This is a genomic window from Klebsiella aerogenes KCTC 2190 (genome assembly GCF_000215745.1).
In the GTDB taxonomy this organism is placed as follows: Bacteria; Pseudomonadota; Gammaproteobacteria; order Enterobacterales; family Enterobacteriaceae; genus Klebsiella; species Klebsiella aerogenes.
Window position 1 is genome coordinate 3835440 of sequence record NC_015663.1, and the last position, 13482, is coordinate 3848921.

General features: G+C 53.0%; 14 protein-coding genes and 1 tRNA gene. 7 read left to right on the top strand and 8 right to left on the bottom strand.

The genetic code is table 11. From position 1 onward, the window contains the following. A tRNA-Val gene (locus EAE_RS18060) sits at positions 1-77 on the bottom strand. A gap of 249 nt (positions 78-326) precedes the next feature. Between EAE_RS18060 and EAE_RS18065 the strand changes: the two genes are divergently transcribed. After that, on the top strand, positions 327-896 hold the full coding sequence (locus tag EAE_RS18065) for an LOG family protein (RefSeq protein WP_015366891.1): 570 nt from the start codon (positions 327-329) through the stop codon (positions 894-896). A gap of 55 nt (positions 897-951) precedes the next feature. Here EAE_RS18065 and mdtK read toward each other — a convergent pair whose 3' ends face one another. Beyond that, entirely contained in the window at positions 952-2325 is a 1374-nt protein-coding gene (gene mdtK / locus EAE_RS18070; protein WP_015366890.1) for an MdtK family multidrug efflux MATE transporter, read from the bottom strand. 230 nt (positions 2326-2555) lie between these two features. Here mdtK and EAE_RS18075 point away from each other — a divergent pair, with 230 nt between their 5' ends. After that, the gene (locus tag EAE_RS18075) at positions 2556-3191 is read left to right on the top strand and encodes a riboflavin synthase (RefSeq protein ID WP_015366888.1); all 636 of its coding nucleotides are present in this window, start codon (positions 2556-2558) and stop codon (positions 3189-3191) included. Between the two features lie 51 nt (positions 3192-3242). On the opposite strand, the gene cfa is transcribed toward EAE_RS18075, so the two are convergent. Both cfa and punC read right to left on the bottom strand, forming a co-directional pair. Further along, the gene (gene cfa / locus EAE_RS18080; RefSeq protein ID WP_015705219.1) at positions 3243-4391 is read right to left on the bottom strand and encodes a cyclopropane fatty acyl phospholipid synthase; all 1149 of its coding nucleotides are present in this window, start codon (positions 4389-4391) and stop codon (positions 3243-3245) included. 298 nt (positions 4392-4689) lie between these two features. Beyond that, entirely contained in the window at positions 4690-5874 is a 1185-nt protein-coding gene (punC, locus tag EAE_RS18085; protein ID WP_032705725.1) for a purine nucleoside transporter PunC, read from the bottom strand. Between the two features lie 112 nt (positions 5875-5986). On the opposite strand from punC, the gene punR reads away from it, so the two are divergent. Next, positions 5987-6898: a DNA-binding transcriptional activator PunR gene (gene punR, locus EAE_RS18090; RefSeq protein ID WP_015366885.1), complete on the top strand. Its 912-nt coding sequence runs from the start codon at positions 5987-5989 to the stop codon at positions 6896-6898. A 19-nt stretch (positions 6899-6917) separates the two neighbouring features. Here punR and purR read toward each other — a convergent pair whose 3' ends face one another. Further along, positions 6918-7943 carry an HTH-type transcriptional repressor PurR gene (gene purR / locus EAE_RS18095; RefSeq protein WP_015366884.1) on the bottom strand — a complete coding sequence of 342 codons (1026 nt, stop codon included), beginning with the start codon at positions 7941-7943 and terminating at the stop codon, positions 6918-6920. Positions 7944-8238: 295 nt separating this feature from the next. Here purR and cydH point away from each other — a divergent pair, with 295 nt between their 5' ends. Continuing rightward, positions 8239-8328: a cytochrome bd-I oxidase subunit CydH gene (gene cydH / locus EAE_RS18100; RefSeq protein WP_032705726.1), complete on the top strand. Its 90-nt coding sequence runs from the start codon at positions 8239-8241 to the stop codon at positions 8326-8328. A gap of 159 nt (positions 8329-8487) precedes the next feature. Next, complete coding sequence (locus EAE_RS18105) at positions 8488-9654, top strand: MFS transporter (protein ID WP_015366882.1); 1167 nt, start codon at positions 8488-8490, stop codon at positions 9652-9654. 50 nt (positions 9655-9704) lie between these two features. Here the strand turns inward: EAE_RS18105 and sodB are convergent, their stop codons facing one another. Beyond that, positions 9705-10286: a superoxide dismutase [Fe] gene (sodB, locus tag EAE_RS18110; protein ID WP_015366881.1), complete on the bottom strand. Its 582-nt coding sequence runs from the start codon at positions 10284-10286 to the stop codon at positions 9705-9707. 477 nt (positions 10287-10763) lie between these two features. Here sodB and EAE_RS18115 point away from each other — a divergent pair, with 477 nt between their 5' ends. Further along, on the top strand, positions 10764-11219 hold the full coding sequence (locus tag EAE_RS18115; protein ID WP_015366880.1) for a helix-turn-helix domain-containing protein: 456 nt from the start codon (positions 10764-10766) through the stop codon (positions 11217-11219). Here EAE_RS18115 and EAE_RS18120 read toward each other — a convergent pair. Then, a complete protein-coding gene (locus tag EAE_RS18120) occupies positions 11216-12091 on the bottom strand; it encodes a C40 family peptidase (protein WP_015705220.1) in 876 nt (291 codons plus the stop codon). The genes EAE_RS18115 and EAE_RS18120 overlap by 4 nt on opposite strands. Before the next feature lie 339 nt (positions 12092-12430). Between EAE_RS18120 and EAE_RS18125 the strand changes: the two genes are divergently transcribed. After that, positions 12431-12778, top strand: a complete 348-nt coding sequence (locus EAE_RS18125) for a Grx4 family monothiol glutaredoxin (protein ID WP_015366878.1) — start codon at positions 12431-12433, stop codon at positions 12776-12778. Positions 12779-12831: 53 nt separating this feature from the next. Here EAE_RS18125 and rnt read toward each other — a convergent pair whose 3' ends face one another. Then, positions 12832-13476, bottom strand: a complete 645-nt coding sequence (gene rnt, locus EAE_RS18130; RefSeq protein ID WP_015366877.1) for a ribonuclease T — start codon at positions 13474-13476, stop codon at positions 12832-12834. Positions 13477-13482: the final 6 nt, after the last annotated feature.

The window sequence follows — 13482 nt, forward strand, 5'->3', positions numbered from 1 at the left end:
TGGTGCGTTCAATTGGACTCGAACCAACGACCCCCACCATGTCAAGGTGGTGCTCTAACCAACTGAGCTATGAACGCAATGTTGTGGTGACAACGGGGACGCATATTAACGGCAGGGAGGCCGTGTGGCAAGAGGCAAACGTCACTTTTCTTGCAGAATAGACGCGTTTGCAGAACTTTTATCCATATCGCCCATATTTTACTGATGATAAAGGATATTTCTTCAACAATGTCCTGCTCCGTTGCATTTTTCTGCCCGGATTGGCAGGGGAGACGCTCACCGACTTTATGCTAGAGTGTGCGGCAAATAAACGACGGAGCGCAGTAATGAAAGCAATTGGCATTTTTTGTGGTTCTTCTACCGGGGAAAACCCGATTTATCAGGTTTACGCGCAACAGGTTGGCAAGGCGCTGGCGCAAGCCGGGGTGGAGCTTGTGTATGGCGGCGGTAAAGTAGGACTTATGGGCGCCGTGGCAGATGCTGCATTAGAACACGGCGGGCGGGTCATTGGCGTGATGCCGCGCGGGCTGGTGGAGCGTGAGATTGCGCATAGCGGATTAAGCGAGCTGCATGTCGTTGAGAATATGCATGAGCGCAAAAACAAAATGTCGCTGCTGGCGGACGGCTTCATTGCCATGCCGGGTGGAGCCGGAACGCTGGAAGAGATTTTTGAACAGTGGACCTGGGCGCAGCTCGGTATTCATGAAAAGCCCTGTGCTTTCCTGAACGTGAACGGCTATTACAACCCGCTGCAGGCGATGGCGGAAAAAATGGCCGCCGAAGGGTTTATGCATCGCCGCTATGCTGAGATGCTGACTTTTAGCGATGATGTACAGGAGATTTTAACCGCATTCCATCGCTATACGCCGCCGCAGCGCAAATGGCTTGCGAAGTAGCGCTATTAAAGGGCAAACCGTTTTAACGGCTTGCCCTTTTCTTTAGCGTTTCTGGTTAGCGCGCGGCGCGCTGCAGGATCACGCTTGACGGCTGACGTTGCAGGAAGCGCATGCGCAGCATCATCATGATGGCAGCGGAGGTCAGGCCGATGATAAAGCCGCACCAGAAGCCCGCAGGCCCCATCCGCGGCACCACAATATCCGTCAGCGCCAGCAGATAACCGCTTGGCAGGCCAAGTACCCAGTAAGCGGTGAAGGTAATAAAGAAGATCGACCGCGTATCTTTATAACCGCGCAGAATACCGCTGCCGATCACCTGAATGGAGTCGGAAATCTGATAAATCGCCGCCAGCAGCATCAGTTGTGAGGCCAGTAGCACCACCTCGGGGTTATCGTTGTACAGCAGGGCAATCTGCTTACGCATCAGGATCGTGAAAATCGCGGTGATCATTGCCATGCAGACGCCCACGCCGACCCCGGTACGCGCGGAGGTCTGTGCATCCAGCGTCGAGCCCTGGCCGAGACGAAAACCAACGCGTATTGTTACCGCCGCCGCCAGCGAGAGCGGAAGAACGAACATCAGCGAACTGAAGTTAAGGGCGATTTGATGCCCTGCGACATCGATAATCCCCAATGGCGAAACCAGCAGCGCCACAACCGCGAACAGCGTGACTTCAAAAAACAGCGCCAGCGCGATTGGCAACCCCAGCTGTACCAGCCGTTTTAATACCGAAAAATCAGGTTTACTGAAACGCTCAGCGCAGCGGATATCGCGCATTGAGCGCGCGCGGCGCACCCAGGTCAGCATGCTGGCAAACATGACCCAGTAGACCGAGGCGGTCGCGACCCCGCAGCCGATGCCGCCAAGTTCCGGCATACCGAAATGACCATAGATAAAAATGTAGTTCACTGGAATGTTGACCAGCAGGCCGATAAAACCCATCACCATACCGGGCTTAGTTTTTGCCAGCCCTTCGCACTGGTTACGCGCGACCTGGAAGAACAGATAGCCTGGCGCGCCCCATAGCAGCGCACGCAGATACCCCACCGCTTTGTCGGCAAGCTGTGGGTCGATGTTGTGCATCGAGCTGATGATATAGCCTGCGTTCCACAGCACCACCATCACCAGTACGGAGACAAAGCCCGCCAGCCAAAAGCCCTGGCGTACCTGCTGGGCGATACGATCGCGGCGACCGGAGCCATTAAGTTGGGCGATAACCGGCGTTAGCGCCAGCAGCAGACCGTGGCCAAACAGGATGGCAGGTAGCCAGATCGAGGTGCCGATAGCCACGGCGGCCATATCGGTTGCGCTGTAGCCGCCGGCCATCACCGTATCGACAAAGCCCATCGCCGTCTGGGCGACCTGCGCCAGAATGACCGGGATAGCCAATGCTAATAACTGACGCGCTTCTATAAAGTACTTCTGCACGTGAACACCTTTATATTGTTGTTATTTTGAGACTAAAAAAGCCGCCTTAAATGGCAGCAAGAAGAAAAAACAGGAGGAATTTCCAGTCTATTGTAGCGAGGATTAGCCATTAAGCCAGTGAAAAAATGGTGGGGGCACGATGCGCGCTGGCAACCTGTTTGGCCAACTGTTATTGTTCCGCGTATATATAACGGTAATGATACCGTCACGATTCTCAACAGGAGCAAAGTATGTTTACTGGTATTGTACAGGGGACTGCGAAAGTGGTGTCCATCGATGAGAAACCGAATTTCCGCACCCACGTGGTGGAGCTGCCGGCGCATATGCTCGATGGCCTGGAGACCGGTGCTTCGGTGGCGCACAATGGCTGTTGCCTGACCGTTACCGAAATTGACGGCCCGCGAATCAGCTTTGACTTGATGAAAGAGACGCTGCGTATCACTAATCTTGGCGCTATCCATGAAGGCGATATGGTCAACGTCGAGCGAGCAGCGAAATTCAGTGATGAAATCGGCGGCCATTTGATGTCCGGCCATATTATGACCACCGCCGAAGTCGTTAAAATCCTCACCTCGGAAAACAATCGCCAGATTTGGTTTAAGGTACAGGACCCGGCGCTGATGAAATATATCCTGTATAAAGGGTTCATTGGCGTGGACGGTATTAGCCTGACGGTTGGTGAAGTGACCCCGACTCGTTTCTGTGTGCACCTGATTCCGGAAACGCTGCAGCGCACCACGCTTGGGGTGAAAAAACTCGGCGATAAAGTAAATATCGAAATCGATCCGCAGACTCAGGCGGTGGTGGATACCGTGGAACGCGTGCTGGCGGCAAAAGAAGCGGCGCAAAAAAGCGCGGAAGAATAATAAAAAAGCCCCCGTAGAAATGTATTTCTGCGGGGGCTTTTTTTAGCGAGTCTAGCGGGCTACGCGCAGGCCATGTTCAACACCGCGCGAGAAGACGACTTGCCAGAGCTGAATGTCGCGGGCGCGGAAAGCACCCGCGCAGGCATTCAGATAATAGGTAAACATGCGTTTGAAACGATCTGAATAGTTATCGGCAATATCCGGCCAACTGGCAAGAAAACGCTCGTACCAGGCCATCAAGGTGGTGTCATAATCGGCACCAAAGTTATGCCAATCTTCCATCACAAAATGCTTCTCGCTGGCATCGGCGATATGGCGTACCGACGGCAGGCAACCGTTAGGGAATATATATTTATTAATCCACGGGTCGACGTTGTGATCGGTAATCTTTGAACCAATGGTGTGTAGCAGAAAACGACCGTTTGGTTTTAAATTACGATCGACAACTTCAAAATAAGTGGCGTAATTTTTAGGCCCAACGTGCTCGAACATCCCGACGGAGACGATTCGGTCAAAACTTTCGTGAAGATCGCGATAGTCCTGCAGCAGAATATTGACATCTAATCCTGCACAGCGCTCCTGTGCCATTTTTTGTTGTTCGGCCGAAATGGTCACGCCCGTCACACTGACGTTATAGTTTTTGGCCATGTAATAGGCCAGTCCGCCCCAACCGCAACCGATATCCAGCACTTTCATTCCTGGCTCAAGCTGCAGTTTGCGACAGATAAGATCTAATTTATCCTGCTGCGCCTGTTCCAGATTTTCGGCCTCTTTCCAGTATCCGCAGGAATATTGCATATAGGGATCGAGCATGCGGTGGAAAAGGTCGTTGCCTAAATCGTAGTGTTCTTTACCAACAATCCAGGCGCGTTTTTTGCTTTGCAGATTAAACAGGCGAGCGCCAGCGATACGTAGCGTATCTTTGAAGTGGTGGGGGAGTTGCTTATCCAGCCCGGCGCGCAATACCTTGTGAAAGAATATATCCAGGCGTTCGCATTCCCACCAGCCGTCCATATAGCTTTCGCCTAATCCGAGAGACCCTTCTTGTAACACGCGTTTAAAAAAGAGCGGGTTTTTTACCCGGATATCGGAGGGTGCGGAACCATTGATCTCAATTCCGGCACGGCCCAATAATTCAGCTGCAATCCGGTACCAATCATCGTTTGGTACACTTACTTCTTCTATACACGATGAACTCATAGCTTCTCCATCACGCCCAAGTGATCAGAACCTTAAAACAGCGTAGACGCTTTTTTGGCTTTGTGAGAAATCTCACGAAAAAATCGTGAGGGTGCTATCCGACGTAGAACAGAGGAAGGGAGATAACCCTTGCCGAAAGGCCTTCCATGGTGAAACGGGCTGCTTCCTGCCCCCGTTAATATCTAAAAAACTTTCTATTTATGTGATGCCGGATCCAGTATAGGCCGCTAAAAACCGCCTTTCAATAAAAATATATTAGCAGGCTAATTACTGGTCCGGGAGATCCTTTAAAAAATCATCAAGCGTGAGACGATTCGTTCACTAACTGCACGCGTCGTTGCTGCATCCAGAAACCGATGCCTGCCAGGACGATGGAAATCAGCATCACGCTGGTGGTGGTCAGAAGCGGAGTGGCGATAAGGCTTGAGACCAGCAGGCTTGCCAGGAAACAGAGGCCAAGCTGCAGCGTATTCTGCAGGGCGGCGGCGCGCCCGGTTGCCTGTGGAAAAGGTTTCAGCGCCTGGGCGACGACGATAGGGTAAATCCCGCCATTCACAATCGCCATGATGCAAAACGGAACCATTAACGCAACCAGCGACGGATGATCCTGTATTCCGGCAAGCCAGGTCGCGGCTACGCTCAGCGCAAAAACAACCAGCAGCCAGGGCAGCATCTGATGACCCTGCCATTTTTGCAGCGCCGCGCGGCAGCCGTAACCGCCAATCAGGAAGGCGATAGTTTGCGGCACGTAGCTAAGGCCAATCACCGTCGGACCATAGCCCATTTCATGGAGGATAAATGGCGAACCGGTGAGCCAGGCGAAGAAGCTGGCGGAACACGCCGCATAAATGAGCACGTTACCGCTATATTCACGTGAACGCAGCAGGGACATAAAGGTAATTTTCTGCTGGGTTTCGCCAGCAGGTTTGACGACCGCCTTCAGACGAAAAGCCGGCAGCATCAACAGTATGGTGATAGCGAACAGGGTGGCGAAGATAGCCTGCCATTCCAGATGGACTAACAGCCAGCTGCCGAGTAACGGCGCCAGCGCCGGAGAGAGCCCGACCAGCGGCATGATCGTCGCGAAAATGCGGTTGGTGCGCTGGGCCGGATAGTAGTCGGTCACCATCGCCTGCCAGGTCACCGCGGCGGCGCATACGCCAATCGCCTGGACAAAACGCAGTACCAGCATCAGCGTCGCATCGCGTACCCACAGCATCCCAAGACAGCCAAGAGCGAAGATAGCCAGCCCGGCGAGCAGAATCGGTTTCCGACCATAGCGGTCCGACAGCGGCCCCCAGAACAGCTGGCCGATCGCGAAGCCCGCGAGGAATAAGCTCAAGCTGGCGCTAACCGATGCGGCAGAGGTGTTGAGGTCTTGCTGAATGGCGGCAAAGGCCGGTAGATACATGTCGGTGGCCAGAAAGCCAAGCACGCTCAGGCCGCCCAGCCACACTAAAAATCCTTTCCCAGGTTGTTGCATAACGTTCTCTTTCTACTGATGCAGGTATGATGCCGCAGAGTGTAGGGAGTGTAATCCGCCTTGTGAAACGCTATTATTTGTCACATGCATTCAAAAATTTTGCAGGCAGAATATGTGGTCTGAATATTCCTTAGAAGTGGTTGATGCTGTGGCGCGTAACGGGAGTTTCAGCGCCGCGGCGCAGGAGCTACACCGCGTACCTTCGGCGGTGAGCTATACGGTGCGACAGCTGGAGGAGTGGCTGGCGGTTCCGCTTTTTGAACGTCGCCATCGTGATGTTGAATTGACCCCCGCCGGGCACTGGTTTTTGCAGGAAGGGCGTTCTGTTATCAAAAAAATGCAGATCACCCGCCAGCAGTGCCAGCAAATTGCTAACGGCTGGCGCGGCCAGCTGTCCATTGCGGTGGACGATATCGTTAAACCGGCGCGGATGCGCCAGATGATCGTTGATTTTTATCGCCATTTTAGCGATGTCGAACTAATCGTTTTTCAGGAAGTTTTCAACGGCGTCTGGGATGCGTTAGCCGATGGGCGGGTAGAACTCGCTATCGGCGCGACGCGTTCGATACCGGTGGGAGGGCGTTACGCTTTTCGCGATATGGGGATGCTGAACTGGCACTGTGTCGTCGCCAGCAGTCATCCGCTGGCGCAGATGGAAGGGCCGCTCAGTGATGACGTGTTGCGCAACTGGCCGTCCCTGGTGCGCGAAGATACCTCGCGCTCGCTGCCGAAGCGCACAACCTGGCTGCTTGATAACCAGAAGCGGGTGGTGGTGCCGGATTGGGAATCTTCAGCCACCTGTCTATCGGCAGGATTGTGCGTCGGGATGGTGCCAGGCCATTTCGCCCGCCCGCATATCGATAGCGGGGAGTGGACGGCCTTGACGCTGGAAAACCCATTCCCGGATGCCGCCTGCTGCCTGACCTGGCAACAAAGCGATGCTTCACCCGCTTTAAGCTGGCTGCTTGACTATCTTGGCGACAGCGAAACGTTGAATCGGGAGTGGTTGCGGGCGCCGGAATAACCGGCGCCGGAGGAGGGTGTTAACGACGATAATCGACGAACGGGCCGTCGGCAACCGAGCGGCGCTCGATAAGACGTGGATGCACCTCGATGGACTGCGACTCTTCGCGTTTATTAACAATGCGATCGAGCAGCATATTGAATGCCGCTTCTCCGAGTGAGTCCTTGGGTTGATGTATTGTGGTCAGCGCCGGGCTGAAGTAGCGGGCGTTGCGCACATTATCATAGCCGATCAGCGAAATGTCCTGCGGCACGCGCAGGCCCATTTCGTCGGCGGCGCAGATAGCGCCCATCGCCATGATGTCGCCGCCGCAGAACACGGCGGTTGGGCGATGCTGCTGATTAAGGATCTGCTGCATGGCGCGGTAGCCGGATTCCGGTTCAAAGTCGCCCTGAACAATCCAGTTTTCCGGCACATTGATATGCGCTTCTTTCATCGCCTGCATGAAGCCGGCAAGGCGCCCGGCGCCGGTGTTGCGCTCAAGCGGGCCCGGAATAACGCCAATTTCACGATGGCCGCGTTCAATCAGGTAACGGCCGGCGATATAGCCGCCTTCAAAGGCATTATCAATAACCGAGTCGGTAAAGTCCGCTTTGGCTTCGCCCCAGTCCATCACCACCATCGGAATATGACGATACTCTTCGAGCATACTGAGCACCGACTCAGGGTACTCGGAACACATCACCAGCAGGCCGTCAACGCGCTTTTGCGCCATCATCGACAAGTAGGCGCGCTGTTTTTCCGGATCGTTCCAGGCGTTGCCCAGAATCAGGGTATAGCCTTTCTGGAAGCAGCTCTTTTCTACGGATTCGATAATTTCAGCGAAATAGGCCGCTTCGCTGCTGGTGGCCAGCAGACCGATCGATTTGGTGTGATTGACTTTCAGGCTGCGAGCCACGGCGCTTGGCGAATAGTGGAGTTCTTTAATTGCCGCCCACACCGCATTGCGCGTCTCTTCCGCCACGAAACGGGTTTTGTTAATCACATGTGATACAGTTGTAGTGGAAACGTTTGCGCGTTTCGCTACATCTTTAATAGTTGCCATTACTTCTCACTCCAGACCTTGACCTGATCGTCTGATTATCGATACGTAAACGTTTGCCTATACACACCCTGTATACAATGCTCAACATTGCAACACCTGGGAAAACGACACAGAACGACAGGAAGGGGTCAATGGCCGATACGCTTTCAAATTAGCGTGGGATTTTGTCCTATCTCGCGGCAAAGGGGAAGAGCAAAAATGTGCATCACTCTAAATCCGGGAAGATTTTTGCATATTTTTGTGCAAAAATGAGCAAGCTCACTTTCTATGTGGGGATAATCAGGGGAGAAAATTGATGGACACAAATTTAAAGTTTTCGCTGACAACGACGGTTATTGTTTTGGGTCTGATCGTCGCCGCCGCGTTGACCGCGGTACTGCACTGATTCCAGCAGGGAGGGGGCTTCCCCTCCCATCCCGCCATTATTAGCAAATCTGCAAAAATCTTTTGTCATTTCGTTTACTTCTGTTTTTCTGTGATTGATGTCATGCTTTTGGCTTCTGATGTAATGCCGTGTCCTGAATCGGCCTGATGGAGTCTCTGAATGAAAATCAACTTTCCCTTACTCGCGTTGGCGATCGGTGCCTTTGGTATCGGTACCACCGAGTTTTCCCCGATGGGATTACTGCCGGTTATCGCCAAAGGCGTCGATGTTTCTATTCCGGCCGCGGGGATGCTGATTAGCGCCTATGCCATTGGCGTGATGGTCGGCGCGCCGTTAATGACGTTGCTGCTATCGCATCGCGCTCGCCGCAATGCATTGATCTTCCTGATGGGGATCTTCACCCTCGGCAACGTGCTCTCTTCTATTGCGCCGGATTACACGACGCTACTGCTGTCGCGTATTATCACCAGCCTCAATCATGGCGCGTTCTTCGGCCTTGGCTCGGTCGTTGCCGCAAGCGTGGTGCCAAAACACAAACAGGCCAGTGCGGTCGCGACCATGTTTATGGGGCTGACCATTGCCAATATCGGCGGCGTACCGGCTGCCACCTGGCTTGGCGAAACCATCGGTTGGCGAATGTCTTTCCTCGCCACGGCGGGTCTGGGATTAATTGCGATGGTCAGCCTGTGGTTCTCCCTGCCGAAGGGTAGCGCCGGCGAACGTCCGAACGTGAAGCGCGAGCTTTCAGTGTTGATGCGTCCTCAGGTACTCTCTGCGCTGTTAACCACCGTGCTGGGCGCCGGGGCGATGTTCACGCTGTATACCTACATTTCTCCGGTACTGCATACCATTACCAACGCTTCACCGCTGTTTGTTACCGCCATGCTGGTATTAATCGGCGTCGGTTTCTCGCTTGGCAACTATCTGGGCGGTAAGTTTGCCGACCGTTCAGTCTCCGGAACGTTGAAAGGGTTCCTGTTGTTACTGATTGCCATCATGTTGGCCATTCCGCTGCTGGCACAATCGCAGTTGGGTGCTGCCGTCAGCATGGTCGTGTGGGGCGCGGCAACCTTTGCGGTGGTTCCGCCGCTGCAGATGCGCGTAATGCGCGTGGCGCACGAAGCGCCGGGCCTGTCATCGTCGGTTAACATTGGCGCTTTCAATCTCGGTAATGCGTTGGGCGCGGCGGCGGGCGGCGCGGTGATATCCGGCGGCCTCGGTTATGCTTTTGTGCCGGTGATGGGGGCGATTATTGCCGGGCTGGCATTAGCGGTGGTGCTGTTTGGCGGGCGTTCACAACCAGAAGAAGCGTTAGCGAATAACTAAGTCGCACTAAGAAAAAACCGCAGCGGGGTAACCCTGCTGCGGTTTTATTTTTATGCTGCCAGGTTGGCGGCAACAAATTTCCAGTTTACCAGCGCCCAGAAGTGTTCCAGATAATTAGGACGGGCATTGCGGTAGTCGATGTAGTAGGCGTGTTCCCAGACATCAACGGTCAACAGCGGCGTCGCATCGGTAGTCAGCGGAGTGCCGGCGTTGCTGGTGGAGACGATAGCCAGGCTGCCGTCAGCGTTTTTAACAAGCCAGGTCCAGCCTGCGCCGAAGTTTTTCGCCGCGGCATCGGTGAATTTCGCTTTAAAATCAGCGAAGCTACCGAAAGATTTGTTAATCGCTGCGGCCAGTTCGCCTTCCGGCTCACCGCCGGCGTTCGGCGCCAGGCAGTTCCAGTAGAAAGTGTGGTTCCAGACCTGCGCTGCGTTATTGAAAACGCCGCCTTCAGAAGAGCGAACGATCTCTTCCAGAGATTTGCCTTCAAAAGCGGTGCCTTTGATCAGGTTGTTGAGGTTGGTCACGTAGGCCTGGTGATGTTTACCGTAATGGTATTCCAGGGTTTCTGCGGAAATGTGCGGCGCCAGGGCGTCTTTTGCATATGGTAATGCAGGTAATTCGAACGACATTGCTACTCTCCTTATAACTTTTTGTTTTTCTCACATTAATTAGGTGAATGTTCACCTGAATATCGTATTTACTGTGTAACGCTGTCGCGAGTGTTACATGTTATTGTGTTGAGAATGTTAACATTTGCTGAAGTCAGTTAAAAGACTTACAACAACAAAGGTTATTTATTGCTAACGCGACTGATTAAGCCTTCGCCAGTCTGGCGCATGGCGAGCGATATGATTCGCAAATTCCCCATCGACGCTCCTGCCTACGACTAAAACGCTGCGTATCTTCATCACCTGTTATCTTTTTAGATCGATATAAAACATTAGCTTGCGAGCATTATGCGTAATGGGAATGACTTTCATGCCCAATAATCATTAGGATTAATTTTAATTGTATGACAAATATAATTGTCTCTGCAGGCAACGGACCTCGGAGTAAGAAATCCTTATTGAACAAGCATAAAGCTCATAATTGATGGATGAGAAGAGATGGCGCATAAACATGAAATGGTCAGCGGACATATTATTCCGATCGTCATAGATATCATCGAGTGGATCGAAGACAACATTTTTACCGCGCTACCCGTCACCGCAATCTCAAGGAAATCGGGTTATTCGCACTGGTACTTTCAGCGCCAGTTCGCGCTGATTACCGGTTATACGCTGGGAACATATGTTAGCCGACGCAAAATGACCATTGCCGCCGGTATTCTCAAACAGACGCAGGATTCGGCGTTGAGTATCTCATTGCTGCTCGGGTTTGAAGGCCAGGCGACATTTTGCCGTACTTTCCGTCGTCATTTTGGTATGTCGCCGACCAGTTATCGCCGTCATCCCGCGCAACTGGAGGAGCGAATGCAGTATCCGCTGAATCTGGAAGAGGAGGGGAATGTACAGAAGAGCGGTTTGCCGGCGCAGCGGCAAACCGGGGTCTGCGCCTCTTAACGAATGGTTTTTGGCGTCATTACGCGGCGCGCGCCGACGTAGTGGCGAACCCAATAATCTTCGCTCAGGGAGGTTATCTGAATATCACGGCCGGTACGCGGCGACTGGATAAACTTACCGTTTCCAACGTAAACGCCTACGTGGTCGGCGGTGCCGCGTCCGCGGGTGCGGAAGAAGACCAGATCGCCGCTTTGCAGTTCATCGCGGTCAACCGGGCGGGCATCGCGCAGGTGGTACATTTCGTTAGCGGTGCGCGGAATATGAATTTTTACCAGATCTTTATAGGCGTAATAAACCAGCCCGCTGCAGTCGAAACCGGTACGCGGTGAGGAGCCTCCCCAGCGATAAGGTTTGCCTAGCTGATCCATGAGTTTATTCATGGCAGTGCTTTGCGCTTTTTGCACTCGGGCTTTGTGCGCATCGGCAATCGTCAGATTCGGTTCATCAGCGACAGGTTTACAACGTTTTTTGTAGCCTTTACGCACCACGCATTTGCTTTTCACGCTGTTCAACGCCAGCGTCGATGCTTCGCTGGATTTTACCGTTTTCGCACACTGCTTTTTATAGCCTTTACGCAACACGCATTTTTTAGTGGCGCCGGCGACTTGACGATTAAGCGCGGTTTGGCTTGCTGCGGTAGTACGAGTAGGGGACTTCGCGCTTGAGGTTTTTTTACGGGTAGTTTTAGCGGTGGATTTGGATTTATTTTGCGTTGCTTTCTTCTTACGCTCGGCGGTGGAGCCTTTCGCCGGGTGCGCCTTCGGCGTAGCCGAAGCGTGCGTATGCCCTGAAGCATGCGCCAATGGCGTAAGCGAGATAGATGTAAACAGTAATGCACAGAGCGATATCGCGATTTTATTGAGCCGCGCCACTGAGCAATCCCCTGATTAAATTACAGACATATACTAATGCCTGACGGTGAATGACAAACCGGAATGATTCTAAAGCATAAAAAGCCAGAAAGTTAATACTCTTTTGTATCTAAAATGTCGTTTGGTTAACGATTGCAAAAAAATGAGTCAGACAATCGCCGCCTCGTACAGAAAGTGCGCAATTCGTCCCGCACTGACGTCATAAAGTGATATTTTTAAGGCAACTTCAGACGACAGAAGATAAAATGTGGCGAGTGAAAAAAATGTTATTATCGGTCCTGCGTCCAGGACGCTACAATGACAAATTACTGCCGTAAAGATGTTTAAGGAAGCACGACAATGAGCACCACTCTAGAAACGATCCAACGTCAAATCGCTGAAAACCCGATCCTGCTGTACATGAAAGGCTCTCCGAAGCTGCCGAGCTGCGGTTTCTCCGCTCAGGCAGTGCAGGCGCTTTCTGCTTGCGGCGAACGTTTTGCCTACGTTGATATCCTGCAGAACCCGGATATCCGCGCTGAACTGCCGAAATACGCTAACTGGCCGACCTTCCCGCAGCTGTGGGTTGACGGTGAACTGGTTGGCGGTTGCGACATCATCATCGAAATGTATCAGCGCGGCGAACTGCAGCAGCTGATCAAAGAAACGGCTGCAAAGCACAACGCTGACGAGCCGAAAGCAGAGTAATTCTTTGCTGCAAAAGAAAAAGCGACTTCTCCGGAAGTCGCTTTTTTTATCGCTTACGCTTCAGGTACAGGTAACGGCCAGCCGCCAAGGCGCTTCCAGCGGTTGACGATTTCGCAGAATAGCTGGGCGGTTTGCTCGGTATCGTACAACGCAGAATGGGCCTTGCTGCCATCAAACTCCATGCCGGCGGCGATGCAGGCTTTAGACAATACCGTTTGCCCTAAGGCCAACCCGCTCAACGCGGCGGTATCGAAGGTCACGAAAGGATGGAACGGGTTGCGTTTCAACCCGGCGCGCTCGGCGGCGGCCATCGTAAAGCTGTGATCGAAAGTCGCGTTATGCGCCACCATAATCGCGCGGCTACAATCGCTCTCTTTCATTCCTTTGCGAACCATTTTAAAAATGGCGTGCAGCGCATCGTATTCACTTATCGCGCCGCGCTCCGGATCGTTTGGGTTAATTCCATTGAAAGCCAGCGCTTCCGGCTGCAGGTTGGCCCCTTCGAAGGGAGCCACGTGAAAATGCAGCGTTTCGTCCGGCATCAGCCAGCCCTGCTCATCCATCTTCAACGTAATAGCGGCGATCTCCAGCAGGGCGTCGGTTTTGGCATTAAACCCGGCGGTTTCAACATCAATTACCACAGGATAAAAACCGCGAAAACGGCCGCACAGACCATTAAGTTGAGCGTTCTCGGACATCAGATT

Bases quoted from the DNA above. Each gene is read 5' to 3' on its own strand.
- EAE_RS18065 (WP_015366891.1), top strand. From the start codon at position 327: ATGAAAGCAATTGGCATTTTTTGTGGTTCTTCTACCGGGGAAAACCCG.
- EAE_RS18075 (WP_015366888.1), top strand. From the start codon at position 2,556: ATGTTTACTGGTATTGTACAGGGGACTGCGAAAGTGGTGTCCATCGAT.
- cfa (WP_015705219.1), bottom strand. From the start codon at position 4,391: ATGAGTTCATCGTGTATAGAAGAAGTAAGTGTACCAAACGATGATTGG.
- punC (WP_032705725.1), bottom strand. From the start codon at position 5,874: ATGCAACAACCTGGGAAAGGATTTTTAGTGTGGCTGGGCGGCCTGAGC.
- punR (WP_015366885.1), top strand. From the start codon at position 5,987: ATGTGGTCTGAATATTCCTTAGAAGTGGTTGATGCTGTGGCGCGTAAC.
- purR (WP_015366884.1), bottom strand. From the start codon at position 7,943: ATGGCAACTATTAAAGATGTAGCGAAACGCGCAAACGTTTCCACTACA.
- cydH (WP_032705726.1), top strand. From the start codon at position 8,239: ATGGACACAAATTTAAAGTTTTCGCTGACAACGACGGTTATTGTTTTG.
- EAE_RS18105 (WP_015366882.1), top strand. From the start codon at position 8,488: ATGAAAATCAACTTTCCCTTACTCGCGTTGGCGATCGGTGCCTTTGGT.
- sodB (WP_015366881.1), bottom strand. From the start codon at position 10,286: ATGTCGTTCGAATTACCTGCATTACCATATGCAAAAGACGCCCTGGCG.
- EAE_RS18115 (WP_015366880.1), top strand. From the start codon at position 10,764: ATGGCGCATAAACATGAAATGGTCAGCGGACATATTATTCCGATCGTC.
- EAE_RS18125 (WP_015366878.1), top strand. From the start codon at position 12,431: ATGAGCACCACTCTAGAAACGATCCAACGTCAAATCGCTGAAAACCCG.
- rnt (WP_015366877.1), bottom strand. From the start codon at position 13,476: ATGTCCGAGAACGCTCAACTTAATGGTCTGTGCGGCCGTTTTCGCGGT.